The following is a 15,225-nucleotide window of genomic DNA, read 5'->3' as shown; positions in this document are numbered from 1 at the left end:
GTAGCGAACAGACAGGATGTCGAGCCGAATCTGGTTTCACGCATCCGGCGGCCAGCAGAAAGGTCCGTTTCCCGAGGCGCAGTTTCGCGACCTCATCGCCCAGGGCATCGTGCGCGCCGATACGCTGGTCTGGGCGGAAGGAATGGCGGGCTGGCAGAAGGCCGGCGAGGTGCCGGGTCTCGTCCCGGGCGCCGCGGCGCCGCCCGCCTTGCTGATCGATGGCAGCTCGAGCGGCCATAGCGGAGGTCCGCTATCGGTGGACCTGCCGCTCTGGTCGTTCCTGGGATGGTGGATCCTGCTGGTGATCGGCAACCTGCTGGTGATCCCGGCGCCGTGGACCGCGACAGGCTATTATCGCTGGCTCTTCCCGCGCGTTTACGTTCCGCAGCGACCGAACATCACCTTCACCGGCCAGGTCGGAGATATCTGGTACGTCTTCGTCGCGATGGGGCTGGTCGGCTACGCAGGTTATGTCGATAGCATCCTTCAGATTCTGGCGATGCCGGTCCAGGCGGTCCTGTCCTGGATGATCATGCGCTGGGTGGTCGCCAATCTCAGCTCGAATGGTCAGCCGATTCCGATGACATACACCGGCAGCGTATGGGGCTTCATCGGCTGGCAGATCGTGATGTTCCTCGCCGTGTTCACGATCATCGGCTGGGCCTGGGTCATGGCTGCGTGGATGCGGTGGATATGTCGTGGCATCATTGGGACGCGCCGCGAGATAGTCTTCACCGCCACCGGCTTCCAGCTGCTCTGGCGCACCCTGGCATTCGGTTTCGGATGTCTCTTCCTGATTCCGATTCCGTGGCTGCTGCGGCGGTATTTCGCCTGGACCATGTCGCAATTCGCGCTCGTTGAACGCGGTGCAGGCACGAACGCCTAGGCCTTTCCGTTCGCGCGCGATGTCTCAGGCGTGAATCGCCAGTTGCGCGGCGATCGCTTCGGCGACGGCGCGCATGTCGCGTGCCAGCGCCAGCGAATTTGCGCGGTCGAGCTGGCTGCCGAGGCCGACGGCCGCGACGGTGTGCGAGATCGTCCCCTTTGCGTTCAGGACGGGCACGGCGACGATCGTCACGCCGGCAATGTAATTGCCGCGATCGATGCTGAACCCCTGCTTGCGGACCTGATCGACTTCCTTGCGCCAGGCATCATAGGTCGGCGCGTTGTGCCAGCGCAGAAGACGGAAGCGCTTCTCGATCTCCTTCTCCGGCTGGCCGCTGAAGGCGGCGACGCAGCGGCCCGTGGCACTGATCAATGCGGGAAAACGGCTCCCGATGTCGACGTGAAGCCGCACCGGCGCCTGGCTGCGCGCCAGTGCGACGACGATCATGTTGTCGAGATCCGGCACCTCGACGCCGATCGCCGTGACGCCGTAGCGGCCTGATATCTCCTCGAGCTTCGGCCGCATCAGGCTGGGAAAGTCGGCATTCTCGAGCACGGCGCGCGCCAGCGGCAGCATGCCGACGCCGAGGCTGTAGCGCTTGGTCTGCGGATCGACCTGCAGCAAATCCTCCGCGAGCAGCGCCCGCACGATGTGCAACGCAGTGCTCGGCACCAGATCGAGAGTGTCCGCAATCGCCTTGAGACTCTGCGGCGTGGGGCTGCGGCTGAGCAGGCGGAGGATGGCGACGGCACGCGTGACCGCAGGCACGGCGCGGACACGGGGTGATCGGGGATTCGGCATGACCGTATCGGTACAACAGCGGTCGGAGCGCAACAACACCATCTCATCGCGGCAGCGCCGGCTCGGCTCGAACTTCCGGCCGCGCAGCTGGCTTCCTTCTGCCTCACACTAATTGTACATATACAATCGATAGTGCTATTTGACAATTAGCTTCGCTTGAGTATCGTGCCGGTCATGAACAAGCTGACCGACTACACGAGCTACGCGGACGCGCAGTCCAACTTCTCCTCCGAGAAGCTCTGGGAATTGTTCGAGGGGAATCGTGCGCGCCTGAACATCGCGCATGAATGCATCGACCGGCACGCCGGCCGCTCCGACCCGGCCGTGATCGTCGTGCGCGCGGATGGGCCGGACGAGGTGCTGGGCTTTGGCGAGCTCGCGGAGGCCTCCTCGCGCTTCGCGCATTACCTGGTGAGCCAGGGCGTCAAGCCGGGCGATCGCGTGGCGGTCATGCTCGAGCCCTCGCGCGCCTTCTATGTGTCGGTGTTCGGCACCATGAAGGCCGGCGCCATTGCGGTGCCGTTGTTCACGCTGTTCGGGCCTGACGGCGTCAAGCTGCGTGTCGACGACTGCAAGCCGCGGCTGATCGTGACGAACGCGGACAAGGCGCCACTTCTCGCCGGGATCGGCACGGAGGTCGTGGTCGCCGATGACGCTTTCCTGAACGGCCTGCTGCGCTTTGCGCCGCACTTCACCACCGATACGGCGGCCGATGCGATGGCCCTGTTTCAATACACCTCGGGCACGACGCGCGAATTGCCCGAAGCGGTCAAGCACACGCATCGCTCGATCGTGACGCTGATGGTGGCAGCGTTGTACGGCACCGGTTTGCGGCCGGGCGATCGCTTCATATGCCCGTCATCGCCGGCATGGGGGCATGGGCTCTGGCACGGCACGCTTGCGCCGCTGGCCCTCGGCATCACCATCGGCGCCTATGCCGGCAAGTTCAATCCGGAGCGGCTGCTGGCTGCGCTCGAGCAGTATCAGTTCACCAACATCTCCGCGGCCGCCACGCATTATCGCATGATGCGAAACTCCGGAGCCGCGCCGCGCTACCGCTACGCGCTGGAGAAATTGTCGTTCACCGGCGAGCCGATCGACAGCGAGACGGCCGCCTTCGTCAACGACACCTTCGGCCGCCAGGTTTGCAGCATGTACGGCACCACCGAGATCGGCGTGATCCTGGTGAGCTATCCCGGCGCGGACGATTTCGCCGTCAAGCCGGGATCGCTCGGCAAGCCGATCCCCGGCGGGCGCGTCGACGTGCAGGATGCCGAGGGGCGGTCGTGCGCACCTGGCGTCGCCGGCGAGCTGAAAGTCTGGCGCCGCGGCGAGTGGATCGCGACCAAGGACCTCGGGCGCATCGACGAGGACGGGTACTTTTATCACGGCGGCCGGGCCGACGATGTCATCATCTCCGCCGGCTGGACTATGAGCGCGGTCGAGATCGAGGATGCGATCCTGAAGCATCCGCACGTGCGCGAGGCCGCGGCCATCGGCGTGCCCGATCCGTTGCGTGGGCAGGTGGTGAAGGCTTTCGTCGTCGCCGACCGGCCGGGCGATGCGTCCTTCGAGCACGAGATCCAGGACGTCGTGCGCCAGCGCCTCAGCCATCACGAATATCCGCGTCTCCTCAGCTTCGTCACGGAGCTGCCCAAGACGCCGGCCGGCAAGGTCAACCGCAAGGTGCTGCGTGACCGCGAGCAGGCCGTCAAACAATCAGAAGCCGCGAATTAGAGAAAGGGAACGTCACATGCTCGACAAGATCGAAACCAGATTTCCGAAGATCACCGAAGAGGGCCTCGACGATCTGCGCAAGCGCATCGGCGTCACGATCGGCGTCACCGCCGAACCCTGGTGCTACGAGGCAACGCGCGACAACATCCGTCACTACGCCCACGGCATCGGCGACGACAACCCGCTCTGGTGCGATCCGGAATACGCCGCCAAGTCGAGCTATGGCGGCATCATCGCGCTGCCGAGCTTCCTGTTCTCGACCAGCCGCATCGTGTCGGGTTATGTCGGCGGGATGCCCGGCGTCCACGCCATGTGGTCGGGCGCGGACTGGACCTGGCACAAGGCCGTCAGGCGCAACGACGTCATTTCGACCGAGGCCAAGCTGAAGGACCTCGTCGAGCATCAGACGCGTTTCGCCGGCCGTGCCATCCAGCAGACCTATCATGTCGATTTCTTCAACCAGCAGGGCGACCTCGTCGCCGAAGCGGACAGCTGGTGCTTCCGAACGGAGCGCGACCACGCGCGCGACCAAGGCACCAAGTACAGCGAGGTCAAGGCCCGCGCGCCGCGCCGCTACAGCGACGAGGAGCTGGCCGCGGCCTACAAGCACTACGCCGAGGAGCGGATTCAGGGCTCGCGTCCGCGCTACTGGCAGGACGTCACCGAAGGCGAGGCGCTGCCGGTGATGCTGAAGGGCCCGATGACGGTCACCGGCTTCATCGCCTATGCGCAAGGCTGGGGCGGTCTCTACATTCGCGCCAACAAGCTCGCCTGGAGGCTGCAGGACGCCCACCGTGGCCTCGGCATCCCGAACCGCTTCAATATCCCCGACTGTCCGGAGCGCGTGCACTGGGAAGAGGAATTCGCGCTCGAGGTCGGCGCGCCCGGCGCCTATGATTACGGCCCGGAGCGTTGCTCCTGGCTCACCCATCACCTCACCAACTGGATGGGCGATGACGGCTTCCTGCGCCGCGCGACCTGCAAGATCCGCCGGCACAATCCCGAAGGCGATATCCTGTTCATCAAGGGCAAGGTGAAGCGCAAATTCGTCGAGAACGGCCGTCACCTCGTCGAGATCGAGCAGGAAGCACGCAACCAGGACGATGAACTGTCCGTTCTCGGAACCGGCATCGTGGAATTGCCGAGCCGCACCTGACAACAACCAACTGGGCGAATGAGCATGCCCGCACCTGACCTCGCGCGCGGAGCGGTGACCGGCCTCAAGGTCGTCGATCTGTCGCGCGTGCTGGCGGGGCCGCTGTGCACGCAGATGCTGGCCGATCATGGCGCCGAAATCGTCAAGATCGAGCCACCATCCGGCGATGAGACCCGCGGTCTCGGGCCACCCTTCGATGCGGCCGGACAAGCCGCGTATTTCGGCGCCGTCAACCGCGGCAAGCGCGGCATGGCGCTCGACCTGTCGCGCGCGGAGGGACGCGCGGTGCTCGAGGCCCTGCTGCAGGACGCGGACGTGCTGGTGGAGAATTTCCTGCCCGGCACCATGGAGCGCTGGGGCCTCGGATACGACGCTCATTTGTCCGCGCGCTTTCCGCGCTTGATCTACTGCGCCATCTCCGGCTTCGGCGCCGACGGGCCGCTCGGCGGACTTCCCGGCTACGATGCGGTGCTCCAGGCCATGTGCGGCCTGATGAGCATCAACGGGACGCAGGATTCGGGCGCCACGCGCGTCGGCGTTCCCATCGTCGACTACGTCACCGGCTACAATGCGCTCACGGGCGTATTGCTGGCGCTCGCGGCGCGCGAACGGACCGGACAGGGGCAGCGCGTCGAGGTGACGCTGTTCGACACCGCGCTCGGCCTGCTGGTTCCGCACGCGGCGAACTGGATCTGCTCGGGGGACGCGCCCGGTCGTCTCGGCAGCGCCCATCCCAACATCGCGCCCTACGACAAGTTCGCGGCGGCCGACGGCGAGATATTCCTCGGCATCCTCAACGATGGTCAGTTTCGCCGCTTCTGCCAGAAGGTCGGACGCGGTGACCTCTTGGATGATCCGCGCTTTCGGACCAATGCCGACCGGCTCACTCACGTCGCAGCGCTGCGCACCGAGCTGGAACGCACGCTGGCCGGCTTCAAATCGGAGACGCTTTGCCGTGAATTGATGCAGGCCGGCGTTCCCGCGGGCGCCGTCAACACCGTGCCGCAGGCGTTCGCGCAAGCCCATGCCGCCCATCGCGACATGCTGGTCGAAAGCGAGGGCCATCGTGCACCCGGCATTCCCGTGAAGCTCGCGCAGACGCCCGGTCGCACCGGGCGGCGGCCGCCCCGCTTCGGCGAGCATACCCGTGAAATTCTGGCGGAAGCCGGTCTTGGCGACGCGATGATCGACCGCCTGCTCGATGCAGGCATCGTCGCGCCGCAACGGAAGGACCCCGCACAACGATAAGAAGGCGACCAAGACAACAATCAAAACAAATATAAATATAACGAGAGGAAACGAGCATGCTGAAATCCGCGAGATGGGCCGTGGGATGGCTGGCCCTGCTATGGAGTTGCGCAAGCTTCGCGCAAACCTATCCGACGAGGCCGGTCAGGATCATCGTTCCCTATCAGGCGGGCCAGGGCACCGACGTCGTGGCGCGATACCTCGCCGACCATCTGTCGCGCACGCTGGGCCAGCGCTTCTATGTCGAGAACAAGCCCGGTGCCGGCGGCAATATCGGTGCCGAGCAGGCGGCGCACGCCGAGCCCGACGGCTACACGCTGCTGATGGGCACCAACGCCACCCAGACCATGAACGAGTTCATGTATCCCTCGCTGGGCTTTGTGCCGGACAAGGATTTCGCCCCGATCATCCTGGTGGGCAAGCTGCCGCTGGTGATCACGGCCAGTCCGTCGTTCGCCGGAAACAACGTGGCCGACCTGATCGCCGCGGCCAAGTCGAAGCCTGACAAGATCGACATCGCCCTGCCGAGCACGACGGCGCGTGTCATCTTCGAGTTTCTCAAGGAAATGACCGGTGCCCCGGTGTTCGGCGTTCCCTACAAGGGATCGGCGACGGCGATGACCGACGTGCTCGGCGGACAGGTGCCGCTGCTGATCGATACGGTAACGGCGGTGCGCACTCAGATCGACGACGGCAAGCTGAAGGCGCTCGGCATCACCGTGCTGAAGCCGAGCGAACTTCTGCCGGGCGTGAAGCCCGTTGCCGAGCAGGGCGTGCCTGATTTCGAGATGGCGGGGTGGAATGCCTTTTACGCGCCGCGCGACACGCCAAAGGCCGTCATCGAGCTGTTGAACGGCGAGTTCGCCAGGGCGCTGGCCCTGCCCGAGACGCGGAAGCGGCTGCAGGAGCTGGGATTTGATCCGGCCGGCGGAACGCCGACGGACCTTGCCCGGTTCGAGACGCGGGAGCGGCTCAAATGGGGGCCGGTGATCAAGGCCACGGGTCTACAGGGCGGCTGACGTCGGCCGCCGTGAGATCATGCTTCAGGCTTTGCGCTCGCGCACGGAGCCTTCCTGCGCGACGGAAGCCACCAGCGTGCCATCAGGCTTGAAGATGAGGCCGCGCGACAGGCCGCGGCCGCCGCGTGCGTTCGGCGAATCCTGGGCGTAAAGCAGCCATTCGTCGGCGCGGAACGGGCGGTGAAACCACATCGCGTGATCGAGACTCGCCGGCATCATGCGCTTGTCGAACAGCGTGCGGCCGTAGCGCGCCATGATCGCGTCGAGCAGCGAGAAGTCCGACGCGTAGGCGAGCGCGCACAGATGCAGTGCCGGATCATCAGGAAGTTTCGCGGCCGTACGGATCCAGATGTGAATGCGGCCGTCGTCGACCTTCTGGCCGAAATAGCGGCCGATCTCGACAGGGCGCAATTCGATCGGCCGATCCATTTCATAATAGCGCCGGATGAACTCCGGCATCTCCTTGAACATCGGCTGTTTCGCAACTTCCTCTGCGGTCAGCTTTTCCGGCGGCGGCACATCAGGCATCCTGTCCTGGTGATCGAAGGCGCTGTCCTCCTCGGCATGGAACGAGACCATGATCGAGAAGATCGCGTTGCCATGCTGGATCGCGGTGACGCGGCGCGTCGAATAGCTCTTGCCGTCGCGCAGGCGCTCGACCTGGTAGATGATCGGAACCTTCGGGTCGCCGGGCAGGATGAAATAGCAATGCAGCGAATGCGGCAGGCGCCCCTCGACGGTCCGGCAGGCCGCGACCATGGCCTGCCCGATCACCTGGCCGCCAAAGACCCGCTGCCAGTCCGTCTTCGGGCTGTTGCCGCGGAACAGGTTTACCTCGAGCTGTTCGAGGTCGAGGATCGAAATCAGGTCGAACAGGCTCTTGGACATGAAATTCAGCTTTCGCCTCGTCACTCCCGGGCCGACTGCTCCGGAATGACACAATGGGGGCTCGCGGCCCTTGTTTCACCTCACTGTTTCGCCCAGCTATAGTCTGCTAGCAAGACCAAGAATTGACTGGGATTTTGGCAGGAAAACTTGGGTATGTCGGTACAGGGTAGCATTGTCATTGGCGGCGGCGCGTTTGCAGGGCTGGCGCTGGCCCTGGCGTTGCGCCAGGGGCTCGGGCCCGAGATTCCCGTCATCGTCGCCGACCCGGCGCTCAGCACGCGTCCGAGCCGTGACCCGCGCGCGACCGCGATCGTGGCCGCCTGCCGCCGCCTGTTCGAGGCGATCGGCGCCTGGGACGACGTCAGGGCCGAGGCGCAGCCGATCCTCGACATGGTCGTCACCGATTCCAGGCTGGAGGACGCCACCCGTCCGGTGTTCCTCAACTTTGCCGGCGATGTCGCGCCGGGCGAGCCGTTCGCCCATATGGTCGAGAACCGCCGGCTGATCGATGCGCTGGTGGTGCGGGCCGAGGCCGAGGGCATCGATCTCCGCGCCACCACGGTCGCGTCCTACGATTCGCGTTCCGAAGGCATCGACGTGACGCTCGGCGACGGCAGCGTGATCGCGGCGAGCCTCCTGGTCGCCGCCGATGGCGCGCGGTCGAAGCTGCGCGAACGTGCGGGCATCGCCACCCATGGCTGGGAATACGATCAGTCCGGCATCGTCGTCACCGTCGGCCATGAGCGCGATCACGAAGGCCGCGCCGAAGAGCACTTCCTGCCCGCAGGTCCGTTCGCGATCCTGCCGCTATCCGGCAAGCGATCATCGCTGGTGTGGACCGAGCGCCGAGCTGAGGCCGCGCGCATCATTGCGCTGGGCGAGGAGGAGTTTCACGGCGAGCTCGAGCGCCGCTTCGGCCTGCATCTCGGCGAGGTCAAGGCGCTCGACAAGCCGCGCGCGTTTCCGCTGTCCTATTTCGTGGCGCGCTCCTTCATCGCCGAGCGCCTCGCGCTGGTCGGCGATTCCGCGCATGTGATTCACCCGATCGCGGGCCAGGGTCTCAACATGGGCCTGAAGGATGTTGCCGCGCTGGCCGAGGTCGTGGTCGATGCCGCACGGCTCGGCATGGATCTCGGCGGGGCCGACGTGCTCGAACGCTACCAGCGCTGGCGCCGCTTCGACACCATGGCGATGGGCGTTGCCACCAACTCGCTGAACTTCCTGTTCTCCAACCAGTCGACGCTGCTGCGCACCGTGCGCGACATCGGCCTCGGCCTCGTCGACCGCGCCCCGCCGCTGAAGAACCTCTTCATCCGCCAGGCAGCCGGGCTGACAGGCGAGGTGCCGAGGCTGTTGAAGGGCGAGGCGTTGTAAGGGGGCGAATGGTGAGTAGCGAATAGCGAGTAGGCCCATTCGCTACTCGCCATTCCCTATTCGCCACCCTCAATCGATCTTCCGCGCCTCTTCCGGCAGCATGATCGGGATGCCGTCGCGGATCGGATAGGCGAGCTTTGCGGAACGCGAAATCAGCTCCTGTTTTGCGGAGTCGAACTCCAGCGGGCCCTTGGTCAGCGGGCAGACCAGGATCTCCAGCAATTTGGGATCGACGCTGTTTTCGGGGCGTTCGGCGGTCGCGTTCATTGGTGTCTCCGGCAATTGATTGCCTCTAGCACAGAAAATCGCGGTCTAGGCGGAAACCATCCGCATAATTTCGTCGAGCAGGCCCTGGAGCCGCGCCGCCGGCACCGGCGTGCCCGACAGGGCAAAGCCGAGGAACGTCCAGTACAGGATCTGCGCGCGCGCCTGCGCCTGTCCCGACTCAAGCCCCCGCTTCGCCAGCAGCGTCTCGATATAGTCGATCCTGCGCCGGTCGATCGCGCGGACCGCACCTTGCGCGGCGGCATCGAACGCCGCCCAGTTGCGCACGGCGCGCTCGAGCTCGAGCCGGGCGCCGAAGGATCTCCGCAGCAGCGCCTTCAGCGGATCGTCGCTGCCGGCCTCGACGTCGGCGATGATCTGCTCCGCCGCGATCTCGCGCCAGCGCTTCAGGACAGCGGCGTGGAACGCGCCGAGATCGGCGAAATGCCAATAGAAGCTGCCGCGCGAGACGCCCATGGACTTTGCGAGCGGATCGGCCTTCAGGGCCGTGAAGCCGCTCTTGGCCAGGGCCTTCAGGCCCTCTTTGATCCAGTCGTCGGCGGAGAGTTGTTCGGTCATGTCGGGTTCCGGAACTGCGCCATACACTAGTGTATTGACAGGCGGCGCACCAGCGCCTATCTCACCATACATAACTGTATGGACGAATGTAGGGAGCCCTGCCGATGCGTGATCTCCTGCTCCAATGCGCCGGCGTCGTGACCATCGCCGTAGCCCTCATCCATGGCATCCTCGGCGAGACCAAGGTCTTCGCCCGCGCCCGTATCGAGCCGGAGCGGCTCCGTACCCTGATCCGCCTGGTCTGGCAGGCCTCGACGGTCGCCTGGATCGGCGGTGGCGTGTTGCTGATCGCGGCGCCCTGGATGGCATCGGAGCCGGCGCGTCACTGGATCGTCGTCACCATGGCCTGTGTGTTCGGCTTCTCGGCTCTCGCCAACGCATGGGCGACGCGCGGCCGGCATTTCGGCTGGATGGCCCTCAGCGCCGTCGTCGCGATGGCGATCGCCGGCTACTGAGCGTCAAGGTGACGAGCCAGCCATTCAAGCGGAGCAACGTCATGGAAAATCGTGTCCGGCTGACCGTCGAGGATGGCGTGGCCCATCTCAGGCTCAATCATCCCGACAAGATGAATGCGCTCGATCCGGCGATGTTCGAAGCGATCATCGAAGCCGGCACGCAGCTTGGTGCGCGCAGGGAGATCCGCGCCGTCGTCCTCTCCGGCGAAGGGCGCGCATTCTGCGCGGGTCTCGATCTGGACCGACTTCTCGCCACGTCGAACGGCGATCCGCTGATTCCATCCGTCGACCTGACGCGACGGAGCCATGGCATCGCCAACTATGCCCAGCATCTCGTCTGGCTCTGGCGCGAGCTGCCGGTGCCCGTGATTGCCGCCGTCCATGGCGTTGCCTTCGGCGGCGGTTTCCAGCTCGCGCTCGGTGCCGACCTCCGTTTTCTCGCGCCCGGAACCAAGCTCGCGGTCATCGAGACCAAATGGGGCCTCGTGCCGGATATGTGCGGCACGCAGCTGATGCGTCACCTCGCGCGCGAGGATGTCGTGCGTGAACTGACCTACACCGGCCGTGTCTTCTCGGCTGAAGAAGCGCTCGCCTACGGCTTCGCGACGCGGCTTGCCGATGATCCCGTGGCGGCCGCCCTCGCCACCGCGCGCGAAATTGCAGGCCGCAGCCCCGATGCGATCCGCGCGGCCAAGCGCTTGCTCAATCTGTCTGCGACTTGCGATCTGGCGACCGGCCTCGCCGCGGAGACCGCCGAACAGGCGACGCTGCTTGGCGCGCCCAATCATGGCGAAGCGGTCAGAAGCAATCTCGAAAACCGCGCGCCGCGATGGAGCCTCGCATGACCCTGACACTGGTTACCGGGGGCACAGGCCATCTCGGCCGGGATATCGTCGATCGCCTAGTCCGCGACGGACGTCGCGTCCGGGTGCTTGCGCGATCGCCGGGCCTGCGATCCGACGTCGAGTGGGCCACAGGTGATCTCGCCACCGGCGCCGGGCTGCGGGAAGCGCTGCATGATGTCGACACGGTGATCAATGCGGCGACTTACTCGCCTATCGCGCGGCGCGGCGGCATTCGCCCGATCGACTTCTTCAGGTCACCTTCCGCCGTGGATGTTGAGGGCACGGAGCGGCTGCTGTCGCTCAGCGGGGCGGCCGAGGTGCGGCACTTCCTCCACGTCTCGATCGTCGGTCTCGACGAAGCGACCCTGCCCTATGCAAGGGTCAAGCTCGCCGGCGAGCGGCTGGTGCGTGCATCCGCCCTGTCCTGGTCCCTCGTTCGCGCGATGCCGTTCTACTATCTGCTCGACAGGCTGCTTTCGGGCCTCGGCTGGCTTCCGGTGTGGCCAATGCCGACGACGCTGTTCAATCCCGTCGATACCTCCGATGTTGCCGATCACGTCGTGACTTGCGCTTTCGACGGGCAGCGCGGCGAGCGCGCGGACATCGGCGGCCCCGAAGATCTCGATCTCGTCACCCTTGCTCGCCAATATCAGGACGCGAGGAGGTTGCACCGAAAAATCCTGCCGGTCGGCCTATCGGAGGCGAAGGCGCGCGGCATGGGGTTTGTCGTCAGCCGTGGTGTGCGCGGGCGCCTCACCTGGGCGGACTGGCTGCAGCACCACGATTTGGCAACGCGAAGTGCGGCCTAGTGCAACCGGCTCGATCGCAGCCATTCCGAACCGTGAGGCGTAAGGCCGCAGCGGCCCTTCAAACACCTGCTGCTCACGGGGAGCGCTGATCTTTTTAGCACTGTTAGAATAACTCTAAAGATGTCCCGCCCCGAACCGGATTGACTTCATCATCTCCTTTGCTTCCTTCAGTCCCGCTTCGCGGCTTCAGGCCGCGCCACGACAGAGGAGGAGACGTTCGTGAAAGTCATTCGTGTTGCTGCCATTGCACTGACGATCGGGATTGGCATGGGATCGGCGGCGATGGCCGACGGTTTCAAGGACTGCACCAAGCTCGACAAGGCGTCGTGGAAGCCGGCGAGCGAAGCCGAAGCCAAGGCCAAGGCGCTCGGCTACGAGGTGCGGCGCTCCAAGATCGAAGGCTCGTGCTATGAGGTCTACGGCGTCAAGGAAGGCAAGCTCTACGAGCTGTTCTACAGCCCCGAAGATCTGAGCCTGAAGCACACGATCGCCAAGTGATCGGCGCTACTGATCGGCGCCGAGTGACCTCTTAGGATGCTGGCTTGATCGAAGAAGCGGTGCCAGAAGCGCGCGGGGTGTCCGGCAGGACCCCCGCGGATCAAACCGCCTCGCGGACGATTTCGGTCTGGGATCTTCCGCTGCGCCTCTGGCACTGGGTCCTGGCGGCCAGCGTTCTGGCCGCCTGGTTCACCCCGACCGTCTATGACGGCCTTCACCGCATCCTCGGCTATACAGTGCTCGGACTCCTGGCCTTCCGTGTGGCCTGGGGCTTTCTGGGAAGCCGCTATTCGCGCTTCCGCATGGTCGGCGTCAGGCTTCGTGCCGCGCCAGGCTATCTCTGGAATCTGCGTCGCGGCATGACGGGACGCTATATCGGTCTCAACCCCGCCGGTACGTTGATGCTGGTGGCGCTGCTGTTGTCGCTCGCCGTCTCGACCATCACCGGCGCGATGTCGGTGACCGTGACCTTCTTCGGCGTCTGGTGGGTCGAGGACACCCACCACTATTCATCCGACGCGGTCATTGTCCTGGTCGTGCTGCACGTGGTGGGCGTGGTCCTGATGGGGATCCTCCAGCGCGAGAACCTGATCCGCGCGATGATCACGGGACGCAAGCGCATCCGCAGTCATCAGTAGCGCGGAGTACTATTCCTCGTCATGCCCGGGCTTGTCCCGGGCATCCACGTTCTTCGTGCGGCCTGTAAGACGTGGATGGCCGTGTCAAGCCCGGCCATCACGGACCTTGCGACGTGGCAACGTCGCTTCTCACTGCAACGGCGGATCGCCGCTGGTGCGCTTCTTGGCGAGGTCCATCTCGGTGACGGCGATCAGGATCTCGGCGCGGGTCTTCAGATCCGGCGCTTCCAGCATGGCCTGCTTCTCCGCGGGGCCATAGGGCGACATCATCGCCAGCGCATTGACGAGCGCCTCGTTGGGCGCGCTCTCGACGCCCTCCCAGTCGACCTTGAGATTGTTGGCCTTCAGGAAGTCCGCCAGGACCGCGAGCAGCGCCTCGCGATCGACCTCGTCCTCGCCCATGCGCGCGGTGAAGTCGTCGACGAAGGCGAAGAAGTCCACCTTGCACTGGCGGTATGCGGTGAGCACTTCGAGCTCCTCGACCACCTTGAAGCGCGAGACGCCGGTGAGCTCGAGGATGTAGCGGCCGTCGCCGGATTCGGCGAGCTGGGTGATGCGGCCGACGCAGCCGACCCGGAACAGCGCCGGCCTGTCGGAATTCTTCGGCGAGTGTGCGACGTCGGGCTGGATCATGCCGATCAGGCGGTGGCCGTCACGGAAGGAATCGTCGACCATCGAAAGGTAGCGCGGCTCGAAGATGTTGAGCGGCATTTGGCCGCGCGGCAGCAAAAGCGCGCCCGGCAGCGGAAACACCGGAACGATCTCCGGAAGGTCGGCGGGGCCGCGATATTCGATGTTGATCGGCATCTGCCTGGTCCCCGCTAGCCTCGCGAGCTCGCCCTACGAAAACAGGATCGTCGACAAGCGCTTTCGTCCCTCGACTGTTGCATCATCCGTGCCGCCCCAGGCTTCGAAGAACTGCACCAGCTGCTTGCGGGCGCCGTCGTCGTTCCATTTGCGGTCGCGCTTGACGATCGCCAGCAGCTGCTCGGTAGCCGCCGCCCGGTTGCCTTGCGCATTCAGCGCGGTCGCAAGGTCGAAGCGGGCCTGATGATCCAGCGGGTTTGCGGCGACTTTCTGTTCCAGCTCGGCCACCGGCCCCAGCTGCTCCGCCTGCTCGGCGAGATCGATCGTGGTCTGCACGGCCTTCACCGCGGGGTCGTTGCGCTTGGATTCCGGCACCATGGCCAGCGTCTGCTTGGCCTGCTCCATCGCGCCGGAGACGGCGTAGCATTTCGCAAGTCCGGCAAGGGCCGCGATGTTGGTCGAATCATGTTGGAGCACTTCGGCATAGATTTGGGCGGCCGCGGCGGCATCGCCCTCGGCGAGCACGGCCTCGGCCTCCTGGAGAATCTCGGCGATGTTGACCTCGCCGGGCGCGGTGACGCCCTTGGTCAGTTTTTCGATGAAGGCGTTGACCTGGCTCTCCGGCACTGCGCCCATGAAGCCGTCGGCCGGCTGGCCGTTGACGAAGGCGATCACGGCCGGGATCGACTGGATGCCCATCTGGCCCGGGATCGCCGGATGCTGGTCGATGTTCATCTTGACCAGCTTGACCTTGCCCTTGGCCGCCCTGACCGCCTTTTCCAGCACGGGGGTGAGCTGCTTGCAGGGACCGCACCACTCCGCCCAGAAGTCGATCAGCACCGGCTGGCGCTTCGATTCCTCGATGACGTCCTTCACGAAGGTCTGGGTTGTGGTGTCCTTGATCAGATCGGCCGCAGCCGGGCCCGCCGCTCCGTTACCCTGGTCGATGATCGTCACGGGATCCCCTCGTCTGATGTCTGGAATGGCGGGTCTTTAGCACGTCGCCAATTCCATTGCTTCGTTGTCGGGCCTAAAATTGGGCCGGGACGGCCGAATTTCAATCCATGGCAGCCGATTCGGCAGTTCCAGGGCGTTTTTGGCTGATCTGACCGGAATCGGGGTCCATATGGGGGCAGAAGATGCCAATCTTGCTGCCGGTAGCTGTTGCATTCGCCGCCCGCTTTTGGCATACGACAGCCGTTGCCGGCGCGTCACGCGACC

At 65.1% G+C, this 15,225-nt stretch carries 17 protein-coding genes; 11 read left to right on the top strand and 6 right to left on the bottom strand.

What is annotated here, in order from left to right:
* Positions 1 to 16: 16 nt before the first annotated feature.
* Entirely contained in the window at positions 17 to 886 is an 870-nt protein-coding gene (locus tag NLM25_RS01495; RefSeq protein WP_254135779.1) for a DUF4339 domain-containing protein, read from the top strand.
* Positions 887 to 910: 24 nt separating this feature from the next.
* Here the strand turns inward: NLM25_RS01495 and NLM25_RS01490 are convergent, their stop codons facing one another.
* Positions 911 to 1,687 carry an IclR family transcriptional regulator gene (locus tag NLM25_RS01490; RefSeq protein WP_254135778.1) on the bottom strand — a complete coding sequence of 259 codons (777 nt, stop codon included), beginning with the start codon at positions 1,685 to 1,687 and terminating at the stop codon, positions 911 to 913.
* 174 nt (positions 1,688 to 1,861) lie between these two features.
* On the opposite strand from NLM25_RS01490, the gene NLM25_RS01485 reads away from it, so the two are divergent.
* From NLM25_RS01485 to NLM25_RS01470, 4 genes are read left to right on the top strand one after another with little or no spacing between them, the layout of a single operon-like run.
* Positions 1,862 to 3,424, top strand: a complete 1,563-nt coding sequence (locus NLM25_RS01485; protein ID WP_254135777.1) for an acyl-CoA synthetase — start codon at positions 1,862 to 1,864, stop codon at positions 3,422 to 3,424.
* Positions 3,425 to 3,440: 16 nt separating this feature from the next.
* The gene (locus NLM25_RS01480) at positions 3,441 to 4,580 is read left to right on the top strand and encodes a MaoC family dehydratase N-terminal domain-containing protein (protein WP_254135776.1); all 1,140 of its coding nucleotides are present in this window, start codon (positions 3,441 to 3,443) and stop codon (positions 4,578 to 4,580) included.
* A 24-nt stretch (positions 4,581 to 4,604) separates the two neighbouring features.
* Positions 4,605 to 5,828 (top strand): CaiB/BaiF CoA-transferase family protein, encoded by a 1,224-nt coding sequence (locus NLM25_RS01475; protein ID WP_254135775.1) that lies wholly within the window; start codon positions 4,605 to 4,607, stop codon positions 5,826 to 5,828.
* A 56-nt stretch (positions 5,829 to 5,884) separates the two neighbouring features.
* A complete protein-coding gene (locus tag NLM25_RS01470; protein ID WP_254114855.1) occupies positions 5,885 to 6,847 on the top strand; it encodes a tripartite tricarboxylate transporter substrate binding protein in 963 nt (320 codons plus the stop codon).
* 24 nt (positions 6,848 to 6,871) lie between these two features.
* Here NLM25_RS01470 and tesB read toward each other — a convergent pair whose 3' ends face one another.
* Positions 6,872 to 7,735: an acyl-CoA thioesterase II gene (tesB, locus tag NLM25_RS01465; protein WP_254114856.1), complete on the bottom strand. Its 864-nt coding sequence runs from the start codon at positions 7,733 to 7,735 to the stop codon at positions 6,872 to 6,874.
* Positions 7,736 to 7,888: 153 nt separating this feature from the next.
* On the opposite strand from tesB, the gene NLM25_RS01460 reads away from it, so the two are divergent.
* Positions 7,889 to 9,109: a ubiquinone biosynthesis hydroxylase gene (locus NLM25_RS01460; RefSeq protein ID WP_254135774.1), complete on the top strand. Its 1,221-nt coding sequence runs from the start codon at positions 7,889 to 7,891 to the stop codon at positions 9,107 to 9,109.
* 69 nt (positions 9,110 to 9,178) lie between these two features.
* Here the strand turns inward: NLM25_RS01460 and NLM25_RS01455 are convergent, their stop codons facing one another.
* Together NLM25_RS01455 and NLM25_RS01450 are read right to left on the bottom strand one after the other, a co-directional pair.
* On the bottom strand, positions 9,179 to 9,376 hold the full coding sequence (locus NLM25_RS01455; RefSeq protein WP_254114858.1) for a Trm112 family protein: 198 nt from the start codon (positions 9,374 to 9,376) through the stop codon (positions 9,179 to 9,181).
* A 45-nt stretch (positions 9,377 to 9,421) separates the two neighbouring features.
* The gene (locus NLM25_RS01450; RefSeq protein WP_254135773.1) at positions 9,422 to 9,952 is read right to left on the bottom strand and encodes a TetR/AcrR family transcriptional regulator; all 531 of its coding nucleotides are present in this window, start codon (positions 9,950 to 9,952) and stop codon (positions 9,422 to 9,424) included.
* A gap of 104 nt (positions 9,953 to 10,056) precedes the next feature.
* Between NLM25_RS01450 and NLM25_RS01445 the strand changes: the two genes are divergently transcribed.
* The 5 genes from NLM25_RS01445 to NLM25_RS01425 all read left to right on the top strand — a co-directional run bounded on the left by NLM25_RS01445 (position 10,057) and on the right by NLM25_RS01425 (position 13,197).
* The gene (locus NLM25_RS01445) at positions 10,057 to 10,407 is read left to right on the top strand and encodes a hypothetical protein (protein ID WP_254114860.1); all 351 of its coding nucleotides are present in this window, start codon (positions 10,057 to 10,059) and stop codon (positions 10,405 to 10,407) included.
* A 41-nt stretch (positions 10,408 to 10,448) separates the two neighbouring features.
* Positions 10,449 to 11,252, top strand: coding sequence for a crotonase/enoyl-CoA hydratase family protein (locus NLM25_RS01440; RefSeq protein WP_254135772.1), 804 nt, complete (start codon positions 10,449 to 10,451; stop codon positions 11,250 to 11,252).
* Entirely contained in the window at positions 11,249 to 12,061 is an 813-nt protein-coding gene (locus NLM25_RS01435) for an SDR family oxidoreductase (protein ID WP_254135771.1), read from the top strand. The genes NLM25_RS01440 and NLM25_RS01435 overlap by 4 nt, the downstream gene beginning before the upstream one ends.
* 219 nt (positions 12,062 to 12,280) lie before the next feature.
* Positions 12,281 to 12,559 carry a PepSY domain-containing protein gene (locus tag NLM25_RS01430; RefSeq protein WP_254114863.1) on the top strand — a complete coding sequence of 93 codons (279 nt, stop codon included), beginning with the start codon at positions 12,281 to 12,283 and terminating at the stop codon, positions 12,557 to 12,559.
* A 44-nt stretch (positions 12,560 to 12,603) separates the two neighbouring features.
* Positions 12,604 to 13,197 (top strand): cytochrome b/b6 domain-containing protein, encoded by a 594-nt coding sequence (locus NLM25_RS01425; protein WP_254135770.1) that lies wholly within the window; start codon positions 12,604 to 12,606, stop codon positions 13,195 to 13,197.
* Positions 13,198 to 13,326: 129 nt separating this feature from the next.
* Here the strand turns inward: NLM25_RS01425 and NLM25_RS01420 are convergent, their stop codons facing one another.
* A complete protein-coding gene (locus NLM25_RS01420; RefSeq protein ID WP_254135769.1) occupies positions 13,327 to 14,004 on the bottom strand; it encodes an LON peptidase substrate-binding domain-containing protein in 678 nt (225 codons plus the stop codon).
* 33 nt (positions 14,005 to 14,037) lie between these two features.
* Entirely contained in the window at positions 14,038 to 14,961 is a 924-nt protein-coding gene (gene trxA, locus NLM25_RS01415; RefSeq protein ID WP_254135768.1) for a thioredoxin, read from the bottom strand.
* Positions 14,962 to 15,225: the final 264 nt, after the last annotated feature.

The sequence above is a fragment of the Bradyrhizobium sp. CCGB01 genome (assembly GCF_024199795.1).
Lineage (GTDB): Bacteria > Pseudomonadota > Alphaproteobacteria > Rhizobiales > Xanthobacteraceae > Bradyrhizobium.
The sequence above is the reverse complement of the archived record's forward strand: the minus strand, read 5'-3'. Positions and strand labels throughout refer to the sequence as shown.

Excerpts from the sequence above, each read along its gene's own strand:
- NLM25_RS01495 (WP_254135779.1), top strand. The coding sequence starts at position 17 with ATGTCGAGCCGAATCTGGTTTCACGCATCCGGCGGCCAGCAGAAAGGT.
- NLM25_RS01490 (WP_254135778.1), bottom strand. The coding sequence starts at position 1,687 with ATGCCGAATCCCCGATCACCCCGTGTCCGCGCCGTGCCTGCGGTCACG.
- NLM25_RS01485 (WP_254135777.1), top strand. The coding sequence starts at position 1,862 with ATGAACAAGCTGACCGACTACACGAGCTACGCGGACGCGCAGTCCAAC.
- NLM25_RS01480 (WP_254135776.1), top strand. The coding sequence starts at position 3,441 with ATGCTCGACAAGATCGAAACCAGATTTCCGAAGATCACCGAAGAGGGC.
- NLM25_RS01475 (WP_254135775.1), top strand. The coding sequence starts at position 4,605 with ATGCCCGCACCTGACCTCGCGCGCGGAGCGGTGACCGGCCTCAAGGTC.
- NLM25_RS01470 (WP_254114855.1), top strand. The coding sequence starts at position 5,885 with ATGCTGAAATCCGCGAGATGGGCCGTGGGATGGCTGGCCCTGCTATGG.
- tesB (WP_254114856.1), bottom strand. The coding sequence starts at position 7,735 with ATGTCCAAGAGCCTGTTCGACCTGATTTCGATCCTCGACCTCGAACAG.
- NLM25_RS01460 (WP_254135774.1), top strand. The coding sequence starts at position 7,889 with ATGTCGGTACAGGGTAGCATTGTCATTGGCGGCGGCGCGTTTGCAGGG.
- NLM25_RS01455 (WP_254114858.1), bottom strand. The coding sequence starts at position 9,376 with ATGAACGCGACCGCCGAACGCCCCGAAAACAGCGTCGATCCCAAATTG.
- NLM25_RS01450 (WP_254135773.1), bottom strand. The coding sequence starts at position 9,952 with ATGACCGAACAACTCTCCGCCGACGACTGGATCAAAGAGGGCCTGAAG.
- NLM25_RS01445 (WP_254114860.1), top strand. The coding sequence starts at position 10,057 with ATGCGTGATCTCCTGCTCCAATGCGCCGGCGTCGTGACCATCGCCGTA.
- NLM25_RS01440 (WP_254135772.1), top strand. The coding sequence starts at position 10,449 with ATGGAAAATCGTGTCCGGCTGACCGTCGAGGATGGCGTGGCCCATCTC.
- NLM25_RS01435 (WP_254135771.1), top strand. The coding sequence starts at position 11,249 with ATGACCCTGACACTGGTTACCGGGGGCACAGGCCATCTCGGCCGGGAT.
- NLM25_RS01420 (WP_254135769.1), bottom strand. The coding sequence starts at position 14,004 with ATGCCGATCAACATCGAATATCGCGGCCCCGCCGACCTTCCGGAGATC.